The sequence below is a fragment of the Nocardioides marmoraquaticus genome, from assembly GCF_054777915.1.
The window spans coordinates 1-15,289 of the sequence record NZ_BAAHAA010000033.1 but is presented as its reverse complement, the minus strand read 5'-3'; the positions used below and the strand labels follow the sequence as shown (position 1 = coordinate 15,289).

Sequence of the window (15,289 nt, the reverse complement as noted above, 5' to 3'; positions counted from 1 at the left end):
GTGGTGCGGGCCCGGCTGTCAGCCGTCGTTGCGGGGGTAGCCGCCGATGCCGCGCCAGGCGAGCCCGGCGACGAGCGCGGCGGCCTCGTCCTTGGACATGGTGCCGGTCTCCTGCAACCAGAACCGCGCGGACACCTGTCCCATGCCCACCAGCGAGACCGCCAGCAGCTGCGACTGCTCCTCCGGCAGGCCCGTGTCGTCGGCGATGACGTGGGCGATCAGCTTGGCCGACTCGGTGGTGACCCGGTCGACCTGCGCACGCACGGCCGGCTCGTTGGTCAGGTCGGACTCGAAGACCAGCCGGAACGCGCCCTCGGGCGCGGTGACGTAGGCGTAGAACGCCGCCATCGTGGCGTTGACGCGCTGCTTGTTGTCGGTGGTGCCCTCGAGGCCGTCGCGGACCGCGTTGATCATCGCGGAGCACGACTCGTCGAGCAGCGCGAGGTAGAGGTCGAGCTTGCCCGGGAAGTGCTGGTAGAGCACCGGCTTGGAGACGCCCGCCCGCTCGGCGATGTCGTCCATCGCGGCCGCGTGGTAGCCCTGCGCGACGAACACCTCGCGCGCGGCGGACAGCAGCTGGGCGCGACGGGCGCGGCGGGGCAGACGGACCCCGCGCGCCGGTCCGGCGGCCGTGCCGTCGTCGTTCGTGCTCACGGCGTGCACCCTACAAGTGACGCCCGGCACGACCGGCAGGTCGTCCACCGGCGGGCGCGGTGGCCGGTCCGGTCCACATCGCGGGCACCGTCGGCGGCGTCGTCGCGGCCCGCGACCATGGACGGCGTACGACGACGGCCGCGGCGGGAACACCTGCCGCGACGACGGCGTTGTCACCCCCGTTGCCGCCCTCCGGCACACGCACCCGAGCACGAGGAGAAGCCGACCGTGTCGCAGACCCTGGAGCCGCTCGTCGAGCCGGCCGACGAGCTGACCATCGACGAGGTACGCCGCTACAGCCGCCACCTGATCATCCCCGACGTCGGGATGACCGGGCAGAAGCGGCTCAAGAACGCCAAGGTGCTCGTCATCGGCGCCGGCGGCCTCGGCAGCCCCGCGCTGCTCTACCTGGCCGCGGCGGGCGTCGGCACGCTCGGCATCGCGGAGTTCGACGAGGTCGACGAGTCCAACCTGCAGCGCCAGATCATCCACGGCCAGTCCGACATCGGGCGCCCCAAGGCGCAGTCGGCCAAGGACTCCATCGCGGAGGCCAACCCGCTGGTCAACGTCGTCGTCCACGACGAGCGCCTCGACAACGACAACGTCATGCGGATCTTCGAGGGCTACGACCTCATCGTCGACGGCACCGACAACTTCGCCACGCGCTACATGGTCAACGACGCGGCGTACTTCCTCGGCATCCCCTACGTGTGGGGATCGATCTACCGCTTCGACGGCCAGGCCTCGGTGTTCGCGCCGAAGCAGGTCGAGGGCGCGCCGTGCTACCGCTGCCTCTACCCCGAGCCCCCGCCGCCCGGCATGGTGCCGAGCTGCGCCGAGGGCGGCGTGCTGGGCGTGCTGTGCGCCAGCATCGGCTCGATCCAGGTCAACGAGGCCATCAAGCTGCTCACCGGCGCCGGCGACCCCGCTGTCGGCCAGCTGGTCATCTACGACGCCCTCGAGCTGGAGTGGCGCAAGCTCAGGGTCCGCAAGGACCCCAACTGCCGGCTGTGCGGCGAGCACGCCGACGTCACCGAGCTGATCGACTACGACGCCTTCTGCGGCGCGATCTCCGACGAGGCCGCCGACGCCGCCGCCGGCTCGACGATCTCGGTCGTGCAGCTCGAGCACATGCTCAAGGAGCGCGAGGAGGGCAGCCGCGACTTCACCCTCGTCGACGTCCGCGAGCCCAACGAGTACGAGATCAACAAGATCCCCGGCTCGGTGCTCATCCCCAAGGGCGAGATCCTCAACGGCAACGCCTTCGAGCAGCTGCCGCAGGACACGCCCGTGGTGCTGCACTGCAAGTCGGGCGTGCGCTCGGCCGAGGCGCTGGCCGTGCTCAAGGGCGCGGGCTACTCCGACGCCGTGCACGTCGGCGGCGGCGTGGCCGCCTGGGTCGACCAGATCGACCCCTCGCAGCCGTCGTACTGACGCCACCGCGTCCCGCTGACGACGCACGTGCCCCCGGGGTCCTCCCCGGGGGCACGTAGTCCTTCCGGACTACCCGGGCGTAACCCCGACGGGAAACGCGCGTTGTAGAGCCATCGCCGTCTGGTCACCGTCGAAAGGCTTCGTCATGCGTCTCGCCCGCCCCCTCGCCCTCGCCTCCGGGGTCGCGCTCGCCGCGGCCGCGGCCGTCGCCGCCCCGGGCAGCGCCCAGGCCGCACCGACGTGGGCGCCCGCCGACGAGGCCGCCGTGCACCCGGGCGTGCAGATGTACGCCGACGGCGGCCAGTGCACCGGCAACTTCGTCTTCACCGACGCCTCCGGCAACGTCTACGTCGGGTACGCCGCCCACTGCGCGGCGAGCGGCGAGGCCACCGACACCGACGGCTGCCAGACCGACGCCCTGCCGCTCGGCACCCGGGTGTCGTTCCAGGAGATGGGCAACGTCGTCACCGGCGGCACCGAGGTCGCCAGCGGCACCCTGGCGTACTCCTCCTGGGAGGCCATGGACCGCGTCGGCACCACCGACGCCGACACCTGCGCCTACAACGACTTCGCGCTGGTCAAGGTCTCCGGCGCCGACAAGGGCAAGGTCAACCCCTCGATCCCGTTCTGGGGCGGCCCGAGCGGCATCGACACCGACGGCACCGCCGCCGGTGAGCAGGTCTTCAGCTTCGGCAACTCCAGCCTGCGCGGCGGGATCGAGGTGCTCTCGCCCAAGACCGGCGGCAGCCTCGGCACCTCGGGCGGCGGCTGGACCCACTCCGTCTACACCGTGACCCCGGGCGTCCCGGGCGACTCCGGCTCGGCCTTCCTCAGCGCCGACGGTGAGGCGCTGGGCACCCTGTCCACGCTCGCGCTGGCCCCGCTGCCCGCCTCCAACGGCGTCGGCGACCTCTCCCGCGAGCTCGCCTTCGCCCAGCAGCACTCCGGCATCCCCGGCCTGCAGCTCGCCCGGGGCACCGAGCCGTTCCGCGCGATCCCCTGACCTTCTCGGGCCTCGGACCACGGGGGCGTCTCCTCCCGGGGGGACGCCCCCGTGGTGTGTCCGTGGTGCGTCGGGGCCCCGCGGTGGGCAGCATGGGTGCGTGCCGGACCCGGAGGAGTACGTCGACGCGGTGCTCGACCTGGTCGAGCAGGTGCCGCGCGGCCGGGTGACGACGTACGGCGCCCTGGCCGACGCGCTCTCGCGCGCGGTGCTCGTCCGCGGCCCGCGCACCGTGGGGCGGGTGATGTCGCTCCACGGGGGCTCGGTGCCGTGGTGGCGGGTCGTGCGCGCCGACGGCTCGCTCCCGCCGAGCCACGGCGAGGAGGCCAGGGCGGCGTACCTCGAGGAGGGCACGCCCCTGCGCCCCTCCGGCCGCGTCGACATGCCCGCCGCCTTCTGGCAGCCGGACGAGCCGCGTCTGTCCGCTCCCTGAGCCGGCGAGGGATGCGCGGCGTCTGTCCGCTCCCTGAGGAGCCTGGCGAGGGATGCGCGGCGTATGTTCGCTCCGTGTGGAGCCCGGCGAGGGACGCGCGGCGTCTGTTCGCTCCGTGTGGAGCCCGGCGAGGGACGAGCCGCGTCTGTCCGCTCCCTGAGCCGGCGAGGGACGCGCTGCGTCTGTCCGCTCCCTGAGGACCCGGAGAGGGACGCGCTTCGTCTGTCCGCTCCCTGAGGAGCCCGGCGAGGGACGCGCTGCGTCTGTTCGCTCCCTGAGGAGCCCGGCGAGGGACGCGCTGCGTCTGTCCGCTCCCTGAGGAGCCTGGCGAGGGACGAGCCAGGCGTCTCGAAGGGCCTGTCGGACCTTCGTGCTTGGGTGGTCCCCATGAGCGCGGGGGAGCTGCTGCAGGGGCCGGGCGGGGTGCGCCACCGCCTCGTCCCGGGCGCGGGCGCACCCGCGGTCGCACCGCCGCTCGACGACGCGCAGCAGGCCGTCGTCGACCACGAGGGCGGGCCGCTTCTGGTGCTCGCCGGGCCCGGCACGGGCAAGACCACGACGATGGTCGAGGCCATCGTCGACCGGGTCGAGCGGCGCGGCGCCGACCCCTCGTCCGTGCTGGCACTGACCTTCAGCCGCAAGGCCGCCGAGCAGCTGCGCGACCGGGTGACGGCGCGGCTCGGCCGCACGACCGCGACCACGACGTGCGCGACGTTCCACTCCTTCGCCTACGGCCTCATCCGGCGCTACGCACCGCCCGAGCTCTACGTCGGCCCGCTGCGGCTGCTGTCGGCCCCCGAGCAGGACGTCGTGCTGCGCGAGCTGCTCGACGACACCCCCGAGTCGGTGCGCTGGCCCGAGGCGCTGCGGCGGGCATCGCAGACCCGCGGCTTCGCCCACGAGGTCGGTGCGGTGCTGGGGCGCGCCCGCGAGAAGGGCCTGGACGGCGATGAGCTCACCGACCTCGGGCTGCGCCACGACGCCCCCGAGCTGGTGGCGGCCGGTCACTTCCTCGAGCAGTACCTCACCGTCCTCGACGACCTCGGTGCCACCGACTACGCCGACCTGATCCGACGCGCCACCCTCGAGGCGCAGCGGCACGCCCCCGAGCTGCGCGCCGAGATCAGCCACGTCTTCGTCGACGAGTACCAGGACACCGACCCCGGGCAGGTCGCGATGCTCCGGGCGCTGGCCGGCGACGGCCGCGACCTCGTCGTGGTCGGCGACCCCCACCAGTCGATCTACGGCTTCCGTGGCGCCGAGGTGCGCGGCATCCTCGACTTCCCGCGCGAGTTCCCGCAGCGCGACGGCCGGCCCGCCGACGTGGTCGCCCTGGGCACCACGCGGCGGTTCGGCCCGCGCCTGCTCACCGCGACGCAGCGGGTCGCCGGGCGGCTGCCGCTGCCCGGCGGGTTGCCCGAGGCGGCGCGGGAGGCGTTCACCGCCCCCGACGCCCGCTCCGAGCTCGGCGCGGGTCGCGTCGACGTCGTCACGTTCGACACCGACCGCGGCGAGGCCGAGCACGTCTCCGACCTGCTGCGACGCGCGCACCTGGAGGACGGCCTGGCGTGGCACGAGATGGCCGTGCTGGTGCGCTCGGGCCGTTCCTCCATCCCCGGCCTGCGGCGCTCGCTCGTCGCGGCCGGGGTGCCGGTCGAGGTGGCCGGCGACGACGTGCCGCTGGCCCGTGACCCCTCTGTCGCGCCGCTGCTCGACGGGCTCCGTGCCGTGCTCCGGCTGCACGACGAGGACGACCCGGGCGAGGAGTCCCCCGGCGAGGCCCTGGTCGAGGGCGGTCACCTCGACCACGCGCAGGTGGTCTCGCTGCTGACCGGCCCGCTCGGCGGTCTCGACGCGGGGGAGGTGCGCGCACTGCAGCGCGCGCTGCGCGACCGCGACAAGCAGCGCCTCGACGGTGAGGGGCCCGGTGGTCCCGAAGGGGCCGACGCTCCGCCCCGCGCGCGTCACTCGCGCGACCTGGTGCGGCTCGCGCTGCTGCGGCCGGGCTTCCTCGACGGGGTGCCGGGCGAGGCCGCGTCGCGAGCGCGTGCGGCCCACCGGCTGCTCGTCTCCGCCCGCGCCGTGCTCGACGACGGCGGCACCGCCGAGGAGGTGCTGTGGAGCCTCTGGTCGGGCACGTCCTGGCCCGGTCGGCTGCGGCGTGCGGTGGCGCTCGGCGGCGGCGCGGCCCGACGCGCCCACCGCGACCTCGACTCCGTGGTGGCGCTGTTCGCCGCGGCCGCGCGGTCGGAGGACCAGCGCGACCACCAGGGGGTCGTGGCCTTCCTCGAGACCCTCTCGGCGCAGCAGCTCCCGAGCGACACGCTGGCCGAGCAGGGCGTGAGGGGCTCCGCCGTACGCCTGCTGACGGCGCACCGCAGCAAGGGGCTCGAGTGGCGGCTCGTGGTGGTCTGCCACGTGCAGGCGGAGGGCTGGCCCGACCTCCGCCGCCGCGCCACCCTGCTCGAGCCCGACCGCATCGGCGCCGGTGAGCTGGTCCCGCCGGTGTCGCGGCGCGAGCTGCTGGCCGAGGAGCGACGGCTCTTCTACGTCGCCTGCACCCGGGCCCGGCAGCGGCTCGTGGTGACGGCCGTGGCGTCGTCCGACGACGACGGCGAGCAGCCGAGCCGCTTCCTCGGCGAGCTGGGCGTCGACGTCCGCCCGGTCGTCGGGCGACCCCCGCGACCGTTGTCGGTCACCGGTCTCGTCAGCGAGCTGCGCCGCACGCTCGCCGACCCCGACGCCCCTGCCGCGCTGAGGCAGGCGGCCGCGACCCGGCTCGCGCGGCTGGCGGGGGAGCGGGCCGCCGGACGGCAGCTGGTGCCCCAGGCCGACCCGGCGACCTGGTGGGGCACCCGGGCCGAGACCCGGTCGGCGACGCCGGTGCGCGAGCCCGACCGTCCGGTGCCCCTCTCCGCCACCGTGCTCGACGGCCTGGCGGCGTGCCCGCTGCAGTGGTTCCTGCAGCGGGAGGCGGGTGGCACCGACCGCTCGCACCAGGCCGCCAACGTCGGGCAGATGGTCCACGCCCTGGCCGAGCGCGTCGGCGGCGACGACCTGCCCGACGTCGACCCCGCCGACCCCGCCGCGCTCGACCGGCTGATGACCCACGTCGACGCCGTCTGGGACCGCCTGGAGTTCCGCACCCCGTGGTCGCGGCAGCGCGAGCACGACCGCATCCGCCACGCCCTGGCCCGGTTCCTGCGCTGGCACCACGACAACCCGCGCGAGCTGGTGGGCCGCGAGAGCCGCTTCAGCACCGTCGTCGAGCTCGACGACGGAGAGCGCGTCACCATCGGTGGTGCGGCCGACCGGGTCGAGGTCGACGCCTCCGGGGCCGTCGTCGTGGTCGACCTCAAGACCGGGCGCAGCGCCCCCAGCGGTCCCGCCGTCGAGCGCCACCGCCAGCTCGCGCTCTACCAGTACGCCGTCGACAGCGGCGCCCTCGCCGAGGTCACCCCGGGCCGCAGCGGTGGGGCCGAGCTGGTGCAGCTCGGGCTGCCCGGCGACGACACGGCCGCCAAGGTGCAGCCGCAGCCCGTCCACACCGAGGTCTCGCCCGAGCGGCGGGTCCTGCGCGACGAGCTCGCGCGCTCGGCGACCTACCTGCGCACCGAGACGTTCCCCGCGACGCCGGGCGACGCCTGCAAGGACTGCGCCTTCGTCGCGGTGTGCCCCGCCCGCAGCGCCGGGCCGGTGGTGCGCCAGTGACGGCCACGACGTCGACCGACAGCAGTCGGGCCGACGGCGTCGACGAGGTGCCGGCGTACGTCCGCCCGATCGACTCGCCCGCCGACCTGCGCGAGGTGATGCGGGCCGACTACGAGGTCAGCGCGCAGCAGTGGGCCGCCGTCGCGGCCCCGCTCGGACCGGCCGTGGTGATCGCGGGGGCGGGCTCCGGCAAGACCACGCTGATGGCGGCGCGCGTGGTCCACCTCGTCGTCACGGGGCAGGTGCGGCCCGAGGAGGTGCTCGGCCTGACCTTCACCTCCAAGGCCGCCAGCGAGCTGCGTGCCCGGGTGCGCGAGGCCCTGGTGACCGCCGGCGTGCTCGACACCGACCTCCGGGCCGACGGGGCGGGCGAGGAGGTGCTCGAGCCGACCGTGCTCACCTACCACGCCTACGCCGCCCAGCTGCTCGCCGAGCACGGCCTGCGCATCGGTCACGAGCCCGACACCCGGGTCATCACCGACGCCTCCCGCTACCAGCTCGGCGCCCGCACCGTCGACCGCTTCCGCGGCGACGTGCACGCCCTCTCCGACCACCCGCCGACCGTCGTCCAGAACCTCCTGGCCCTCGACGGCGCCATGACGGAGCACCTCCTGGGGCCCGACGAGGTCGCGGCCTTCGACCAGCGCGAGCGGATCGGCTTCGAGGGCGCCCGCGCCGACGAGCTCGCCGGCAAGGCCCGCAAGACCTACCTCGAGAAGGTCGAGGGCGCGATCTCGGCGATCGACCGGCGTGCCGACCTGCTGGGGCTGGTGCGCGCCTACCGGCGCCACAAGGCCGAGCTCGGGCTGATGGAGTTCTCCGACCAGATCGCCCTCGGGGCCCGGCTGGCCGCCGAGCAGCCCGACGTCGGGGCCAGCGAGCGCGCCCGGTTCCGCGTGGTGATGCTCGACGAGTACCAGGACACCTCGGTCGCCCAGGCGCTGATGCTCGCCCGGTTGTTCTCGGGCCCGACGCCCGCGCAGGGCCGCGGCCACCCGGTCACGGCCGTGGGCGACCCCAACCAGGCCATCTACGGCTGGCGTGGCGCGTCGGTCTCCAACATCCTCGGGTTCGGCGAGGTCTTCCCCACGGCCGACGGCAGCGAGGTGCCGGTGCTGCCGCTGACCGTCAACCGGCGCTCCGACGCCCGCATCCTCGAGGTGGCCAACAGCCTGGCCGGCCCGCTGTACGCCGCCATCCCGCAGGTGCAGCCGCTGCGCGCCGCCCGCGACGAGCCGGGCGAGGTCACCACGCAGGTCTTCGAGACCGTCGACGACGAGCTCGCCTGGGTGGTGCGCAGGGTCACCGAGGTGCACGAGACCGACGCCGTGGCGTGGTCCGACATCGGCGTCCTCACCCGTGACAACAGCACCGCCGAGGCGGTGTTCGACGCGCTCAGCACGGCAGGCGTGCCCGTCGAGATCGTCGGGCTCTCCGGGCTGCTGCGCCTCCCCGAGGTCGCCGAGGTGGTGGCCACCCTGACCCTGCTGCACGACGTCACCGCCAACTCCGCCGTGCTGACCCTGCTGACCGGCCCGCGCTGGGCCGTGGGCGCCCGCGACCTGCGACTGCTGGCGCAGCGGGCGGGGCAGCTGGTCGGAACGCGCGACGCCCGCCCGACCGGTGTCGACGCCGAGCTCGTCGCCATCGCCGACGGCATCGACCCGTCCGAGTCCGCGGCCCTCAGCGACGCGCTCGCCGACCCCGGCGACCTCGACTACTCGTCCGAGGCGCGTGAGCGGTTCGGGCTGCTCTCCGCCGAGCTGCGGATGCTGCGCGGCTCGCTCGGCGAGCCCCTGCTCGACGTGGTGCGCCGCATCGTCGACGTCACGGGCGTCGACGTGGAGCTCGCCTCGGCCGTCGGGCCGGCCGCGACCACCCGCCGCGACAACCTCGACCTGTTCCTCAAGGCCGTCGGCGACTTCCAGTCCCTCGACGGCGACGTCACCGTCGCGGCCCTGCTGGCCTACCTCACCGCCGAGGACGACCAGGGCAACGGCCTCGACCTGGCGACCCCCAGCGAGGCCGACTCGGTCAAGCTGCTGACGGTGCACCGCTCCAAGGGCCTGGAGTGGCACGCGGTGTTCCTCGTCGGCACGTGCGAGACCCGGTTCCCGAGCAACCGCTCCCGCAGCCTGTGGACCTCCTCGCCGGCCGTGCTGCCGGCGCCGCTGCGCGGCGACGCCCACGACCTGCCGCAGCTGCGGGGTCACGACAAGGCGGCGCTCGACGCCTACCGGGTCGACTCGCGCGACCACGACGCCGAGGAGGAGCGCCGGCTCGGCTACGTCGCGCTCACCCGGGCCAAGCACCGGTTGTCGGTGACCTCTCACCAGTGGGGCCGGCGTGCGACGCCCTACGGTCCCTCCTCCTACCAGGCCGAGCTCCGCGAGGGCATTCGTGCCTGGGGCGAGGAGCCCGAGTGGCTCGACAGGCCCGCGAAGGGCGAGCCCAACCCCTACGACGACGAGTCGCTGGCACGACCCTGGCCGGTGCCCGGGCTAGGGCGCGAGACCGAGCTGCGGCTCGCCGCGGCCGAGCGGGTCCGTGCCGCCACGTCGCTCGCCGGCAGCGCACCCGACGTGGCACCCGAGGAGTGGCTCGACCTGGCCGAGGCGTCGGTCGTCGCGCAGTGGGACGCCGACATCGACCGGCTGCTCACCGAGGCGCGGGCCGAGCGCGCCGACGTCATCGAGGTCGCCCTGCCGAGCAGTCTCTCCGCGACCGCGCTCGCCCGGCTGCGCGCCGACCCCCAGGGCTTCGCCGCCGAGCTCGCGCGCCCGATGCCGAGGCCCCCGTCGCGGGCCGCACGGTTCGGGACGCGCTTCCACGCGTGGGTCGAGGCCAGGTTCGGGCAGCAGTCGTTGCTCGAGCCCGACGAGGTGCCCGGGCGCGGCGACCTCGGCATCGACGACGCCGACGACCTCGCCGAGCTGCAGCAGCGCTTCGAGGCCGGGCCCTTCGGCGACCGCGTCCCGCACGCCACCGAGGCGCCGTTCTCCCTCGTGCTGCGGGGCCAGGTGGTGCGCGGCCGCATCGACGCCGTCTACCGCGAGCCCGACGGCTCGTGGCTGGTCGTCGACTGGAAGACCCAGCGCCAGGAGTCGGCCGACCCCGTCCAGCTCGCCGTCTACCGGCTGGCCTGGGCCGAGCTGCACGACGTGCTCCCGGAGCAGGTGCGCGCGGCCTTCCACTACGTGCGCTCGGGCCACACGGTCGAGCAGCACGACCTGCTCGACCGCGCCGCCCTCGAGGCGCTCGTCACCGGTGGCCCGGAGCCGACTGGGCCGTCGTCCTAGGCTCGGCCGCGTGGCCCGCACCCTTCCGCCCGTCGCCCTCTCCGCCCACGCCCACGACCGTCAGGGCGAGCTGCGCAGCGACGACGCCTGGCTCGAGCGCACGTGGAACGACCCGGCCACCCGGGTCCTGGTGCTGAGCGGCTCGCAGCTGCGGATGCGCGACGGGCGGGTGCCGTGGGTCTCGCCCGACGAGGCGCCCGACGGGCTCCGGCTGCTCCTTGGTGAGCGCGACGGCGTCGAGCACGTCGCGGTCGTCGTCGACCCGGCTGACGCGGAGGGCGACCCCGACGAGTGGGTGCCGCTGCGCACCCTGGTGATGACGCTTGCTGAGCAGGGTGAGCCGGCTGGGCTCGGCGAGGCACCGCTGGTGATGCACGCCGTCGGCATGGCCGAGTGGCACCGCGCCACCCGCCACTGCCCACGCTGCGGGGGTCACCTCGTGCCGCAGAAGGCAGGCCACGTGCTGCGCTGCGCCGACTGCGGCCGCGACCAGTTCCCGCGCACCGACCCGGCCGTGATCATGCTCATCACCGACGGCGAGCCCGGCGCCGACGACGAACGGTGCCTGCTCGGGCGCAACCCGCACTGGCCCGAGGGTCGCTACTCCACCCTCGCGGGCTTCGTCGAGCCCGGCGAGACCATGGAGGACGCCGTGCGGCGCGAGGTCGCCGAGGAGACCGGCGTCGCCGTCGGTGAGGTCACCTACTTCGGCAGCCAGCCCTGGCCGCTGCCCGCCAGCCTGATGATCGGCTTCACCGGCCGCGCCGCTCGCACCGACATCACGGTCGACGGCGCCGAGATCGAGGACGCCGCCTGGTTCACCCGTGACGAGCTGCGCCGCAGCACCCAGGCCGGCACCCTCGTCCTCCCCAGCGGCATCTCGATCTCCCGCTCGCTCATCGAGACCTGGTACGGCGCCCCCCTCACCGGCTCCTGGTAGTCCCGCCGAGAGGTCACTCGCTGACGGCCCAGGGGTCACTCGCTGACGGCCGAGAGGTCACTCGCTGACGGCCGAGAGGTCACTCGCTGACGGCCGAGAGGTCACTCGCTGACGGCCCACGGGTCACTCGCTGACGGCCGAGAGGTCACTCGCTGACGGCCCAGGGGTCACTCGCTGACGGCCCACGGGTCACTCGCTGACGGCCGAGAGGTCACTCGCTGACGGCCGAGAGGCCACTCGCTGACGGCCGACAGGTCACTCGCTGACGGTCGAAATCCGCACCAGCACAAGCTCATGCATGCGCCGACGACCGAGGCGGTGTCCGCTGGCGCCCGCTGTACGGCAACGCGTGACTCCTGGGCCGTCAGGCAGTGACTCCTGGGCTGTCAGGGAGTGACTCCTGGGCTGTCAGGGAGTGACTCCTCGGCGGGGGAGGGGGTCAGGAGAGCTCGGCGAGCTTGGCCTTGACGGCGGCGAGGGAGGGGTTGGTCTGGGCGGTGCCGTCGCTGTAGACGAGGGTCGGGACGGTCTGGTTGCCGTTGTTGACCTTCATCACGATGTCGGCGGCCGAGGGGTCCTGCTCGATGTCGACGACGTCGTAGGCGATGCCCTCCCGGTCCATCTGGCTCTTGAGCCGGTGGCAGTAGCCACACCAGGGAGTGCTGTACATCGTGACGCTCATCGGGCTGTCCTCTCTCGCGTCTAGGCTCGTTCCGTCCCACCCAACACCACCCGCCCGGAGCTGCATTCCCCGATGTCCGGTCCCACCGCCGACGAGCTGCTGGCCGCCCTCGACCCCGAGCAGCGCGAGGTCGCCCTGGCCCTGCGTGGGCCCGTCCGCGTGCTCGCCGGGGCCGGCACCGGCAAGACCCGGGCGGTCACCCACCGCATCGCCTACGGCGTCGCGAGCGGGGTCTACGACCCCCGCCACGTGCTGGCGGTCACCTTCACCACGCGGGCGGCCGGCGAGATGCGCGGGCGGCTGCGGGCGATGGGTGCGGGCGCGGTGCAGGCCCGCACCTTCCACTCTGCGGCGCTGCGCCAGGTGCGTTGGTTCTGGCCCAAGGTCTACGGCGGCGAGCCGCCGGCGCTGGTCGAGTCCAAGATCCCGCTGCTGGCGGCCGCGGCTCGCCGCCAGCGCCTCGACGTCGACCAGGCCCGCCTGCGCGACCTCGCCTCCGAGGTCGAGTGGGCCAAGGTCAGCAACGTCCGGCCCGACGACTACCCGCGGCTGGCCGCGCGCAAGGGCCGTGAGGTCAACGGTGTCGACCCGGCCGTGGTCGCGCGGGTGATGACCTCCTACGAGGACCTCAAGCGCGACCAGGGCCGCATCGACATGGAGGACGTGCTGCTGTGCGCGGCCGCCCTGCTGAGCGAGGACGAGCGCGTCGCCGCCGAGGTGCGCGCGCAGTACCGGCACTTCACCGTCGACGAGTTCCAGGACCTCAGCCCGATCCAGAGCGCCCTGCTCGAGCTGTGGCTCGGCGGTCGCGACGAGCTCTGCGTCGTGGGCGACCCCGCCCAGACCATCTACTCCTTCGCCGGCGCCCGGGCCGACTACCTGCTCGACTTCACCGCGCAGCACCCCGGCGCGACGACGGTCGAGCTGGTGCGCAGCTACCGCTCCACCCCGCAGGTGGTCGAGACGGCCAATCGGTTGCTCGCGGGCGGCTCGACCCGCAGCGTGCGGCTGCAGGCGCAGCGCGCGGCCGGTCCCGACGTCAGCTGGCGCGAGGCGCCCGACGAGGTGGCCGAGGCCGAGGCCGTCGCGGCCCACGTCGAGCAGCTGCGCGACGGCGGCGTGCCGCTGCGCGAGATGGCGGTGCTGTTCCGCATCAACGCCCAGTCCGAGGCCTACGAGGAGGCCCTGGCCTCGCGCGGCATCCCGTACGTCGTGCGCGGTGCCGCCCGGTTCTTCGACCGCCAGGAGGTCAAGCAGGCGGTGGCGCTGCTGCGGGGAGAGGCCCGGGCGAGCGGCGGGGCCGACGAGACGACCGGCGGTGCCCTGGTGGCCCGGGTGGTCGGGGTGCTGACCGGCGCCGGGTGGACCCGCGAGGCGCCGGCCGCCCGCGGCCAGGCCCGCGACCGCTGGGAGTCGCTGCACGCCCTGGTCTCGCAGACCGAGGAGCACGCGGCCGCGCACCCCGAGGCAGGCCTCGGTGACCTCATCGCCGAGCTCGACCGCCGCGCCCACGAGCAGCACGCCCCGGTCGCCGAGGGCGTCACCCTGGCCACGTTCCACGCCGCCAAGGGCCTGGAGTGGGACGCCGTGTTCTGCGTGGGCTGCCACGAGGGCACGATGCCGATCACCTACGCCGAGGGGCCGGTCGCGATCGAGGAGGAGCGCCGGCTGCTCTACGTCGGCATGACCCGGGCGCGCGAGCACCTGTGGGTGTCCTGGGCGCTGGCCCGCAACCCCGGTGGTCAGGCCCGGCGCAAGCCCTCCCGATTCCTCGACGGGCTGCGGCCGGCGTCGGTGACCGACACCGCCCCTGGCGAGGGTCGCGGCCAGCGCAAGTCGACGCGCACCCGTCGGGCCGCCGTGTGCAAGCAGTGCCGCACGCCCCTGGCGACCGCGCGCGAGCGCAACCGCGGCTGGTGCGAGCAGTGCCCGGTGCCCTACGACGAGGAGCTCTTCGAGTCGCTGCGCAGCTGGCGCAAGGAGCGCGCCGAGGCCGAGAAGGTGCCGGCGTACGTCGTCTTCAGCGACGCGACGCTCGAGGCGTTGGCCGAGGTCAGACCGCGAGACCGCGCCGGGCTGCACGGCATCAACGGCATCGGCAAGGCCAAGCTCGACAAGTACGCCGACGACCTGCTCGAGCTGCTGGTCTGAGCGGGTCCGCGACCACGCGCCGTTAATTCGTTTGCGGCGCTCTCGCAGGCGGGTCTACGGTGCTCTACACACCCAGGCGAGCCCCTGATCGGCAGGGACGCCACGACGGAGGAGGTGACACGTGAAGAAGCTCGAGATCTCGATGACCGCGACGAACGGCTACGCCGTCGGCTTCCTCGTGCCCGTCCTGCGTGGCACCGAGGGTGGAGTCTGCCCGCAGCCGGGCCGTCACCGTCGCGACGACGTCATGACCGCCTCCATCGGCAGCACCGTGGGCACCGACGCCGTCACCGGCGTCCCCACCGTCGCCCCCCTCCCGGGTCTCCGTTCCCTGGCACCACCGATCACCTGAGCTCGACGCTCGAATCGGCAGCCAGAGGCCGCGGAACCCACCGGGATCCGCGGCCTCCGCGCTTCCCGGGACACACCACCCCGACCGATCTTCGAGCCAGACCAGGAGGACGAGATGACTGCCACTCTCGTCGACGACCGCGACCAGCTGACGGCGCTGCCCTGCCACGACGACCCGGAGCTCTACTTCGCCGAGGCTCCCGCCGACCTCGAGCTGGCGAAGACTCTGTGCCAGACCTGCCCCGTGCGGGCCGAGTGCCTGGCCGGTGCCCTCGCACGCGAGGAGCCGTGGGGCGTGTGGGGCGGCGAGATCTTCCAGCAGGGAGCCGTCATCGCCCGCAAGCGTCCCCGGGGTCGTCCCCGCAAGGACGCCGTCGTCGCCGCCTAGCGCGGCGTACGACGGGTGCGGCGACCGGTTCCGGCCCCCCGCCCCAGACCACCAGCCACCTGACCCATCCGAGAGGGGAGAGCCATGAGCTCCCAGGCACCCGACCTGGCGTACGCGCTGGCCCACGAGCGGCAGCACGAGCTGCTGCGCGAGGCCGAGCGTCGCCACGCGAGCCGCCGGGCCGCCGCCGGCCGTCGCTGGCAGCGCCGCTCGCAGCGGCTCGCGCAGCGCGCCGAGCGTGCC

General features: G+C 74.4%; 11 protein-coding genes. 9 read left to right on the top strand and 2 right to left on the bottom strand.

Annotation, left to right across the window (positions count from 1 at the left end; all coding sequences use genetic code 11):
* Positions 1 to 18 precede the first annotated feature (18 nt).
* A complete protein-coding gene (locus tag ACYU8I_RS17610; RefSeq protein ID WP_460843385.1) occupies positions 19 to 654 on the bottom strand; it encodes a TetR/AcrR family transcriptional regulator in 636 nt (211 codons plus the stop codon).
* 228 nt (positions 655 to 882) lie between these two features.
* Here ACYU8I_RS17610 and moeZ point away from each other — a divergent pair, with 228 nt between their 5' ends.
* From moeZ to nudC, 6 genes are all read left to right on the top strand, one after another.
* A complete protein-coding gene (gene moeZ / locus ACYU8I_RS17605; protein ID WP_460843383.1) occupies positions 883 to 2,088 on the top strand; it encodes an adenylyltransferase/sulfurtransferase MoeZ in 1,206 nt (401 codons plus the stop codon).
* A gap of 145 nt (positions 2,089 to 2,233) precedes the next feature.
* Positions 2,234 to 3,091 (top strand): hypothetical protein, encoded by an 858-nt coding sequence (locus tag ACYU8I_RS17600; protein ID WP_460843381.1) that lies wholly within the window; start codon positions 2,234 to 2,236, stop codon positions 3,089 to 3,091.
* Between the two features lie 100 nt (positions 3,092 to 3,191).
* Positions 3,192 to 3,524, top strand: coding sequence for an MGMT family protein (locus ACYU8I_RS17595; protein WP_460843379.1), 333 nt, complete (start codon positions 3,192 to 3,194; stop codon positions 3,522 to 3,524).
* Positions 3,525 to 3,911: 387 nt separating this feature from the next.
* Positions 3,912 to 7,235, top strand: a complete 3,324-nt coding sequence (locus ACYU8I_RS17590; protein WP_460843378.1) for an ATP-dependent helicase — start codon at positions 3,912 to 3,914, stop codon at positions 7,233 to 7,235.
* Complete coding sequence (locus ACYU8I_RS17585) at positions 7,232 to 10,534, top strand: ATP-dependent helicase (protein WP_460843376.1); 3,303 nt, start codon at positions 7,232 to 7,234, stop codon at positions 10,532 to 10,534. The genes ACYU8I_RS17590 and ACYU8I_RS17585 overlap by 4 nt, the downstream gene beginning before the upstream one ends.
* A gap of 10 nt (positions 10,535 to 10,544) precedes the next feature.
* On the top strand, positions 10,545 to 11,474 hold the full coding sequence (nudC, locus tag ACYU8I_RS17580; protein ID WP_460843374.1) for an NAD(+) diphosphatase: 930 nt from the start codon (positions 10,545 to 10,547) through the stop codon (positions 11,472 to 11,474).
* 439 nt (positions 11,475 to 11,913) lie between these two features.
* On the opposite strand, the gene ACYU8I_RS17575 is transcribed toward nudC, so the two are convergent.
* The gene (locus ACYU8I_RS17575) at positions 11,914 to 12,156 is read right to left on the bottom strand and encodes a mycoredoxin (protein WP_460843371.1); all 243 of its coding nucleotides are present in this window, start codon (positions 12,154 to 12,156) and stop codon (positions 11,914 to 11,916) included.
* A gap of 72 nt (positions 12,157 to 12,228) precedes the next feature.
* On the opposite strand from ACYU8I_RS17575, the gene ACYU8I_RS17570 reads away from it, so the two are divergent.
* The 3 genes from ACYU8I_RS17570 to ACYU8I_RS17560 all read left to right on the top strand — a co-directional run bounded on the left by ACYU8I_RS17570 (position 12,229) and on the right by ACYU8I_RS17560 (position 15,046).
* On the top strand, positions 12,229 to 14,307 hold the full coding sequence (locus ACYU8I_RS17570; protein WP_460843368.1) for an ATP-dependent DNA helicase UvrD2: 2,079 nt from the start codon (positions 12,229 to 12,231) through the stop codon (positions 14,305 to 14,307).
* A gap of 121 nt (positions 14,308 to 14,428) precedes the next feature.
* On the top strand, positions 14,429 to 14,659 hold the full coding sequence (locus tag ACYU8I_RS17565) for a hypothetical protein (RefSeq protein WP_460843366.1): 231 nt from the start codon (positions 14,429 to 14,431) through the stop codon (positions 14,657 to 14,659).
* A 114-nt stretch (positions 14,660 to 14,773) separates the two neighbouring features.
* On the top strand, positions 14,774 to 15,046 hold the full coding sequence (locus ACYU8I_RS17560) for a WhiB family transcriptional regulator (RefSeq protein WP_460843364.1): 273 nt from the start codon (positions 14,774 to 14,776) through the stop codon (positions 15,044 to 15,046).
* Positions 15,047 to 15,289 lie beyond the last annotated feature (243 nt).

Bases quoted from the DNA above. Each gene is read 5' to 3' on its own strand.
- ACYU8I_RS17600 (WP_460843381.1), top strand. From the start codon at position 2,234: ATGCGTCTCGCCCGCCCCCTCGCCCTCGCCTCCGGGGTCGCGCTCGCC.
- ACYU8I_RS17590 (WP_460843378.1), top strand. From the start codon at position 3,912: ATGAGCGCGGGGGAGCTGCTGCAGGGGCCGGGCGGGGTGCGCCACCGC.
- ACYU8I_RS17575 (WP_460843371.1), bottom strand. From the start codon at position 12,156: ATGAGCGTCACGATGTACAGCACTCCCTGGTGTGGCTACTGCCACCGG.
- ACYU8I_RS17570 (WP_460843368.1), top strand. From the start codon at position 12,229: ATGTCCGGTCCCACCGCCGACGAGCTGCTGGCCGCCCTCGACCCCGAG.
- ACYU8I_RS17560 (WP_460843364.1), top strand. From the start codon at position 14,774: ATGACTGCCACTCTCGTCGACGACCGCGACCAGCTGACGGCGCTGCCC.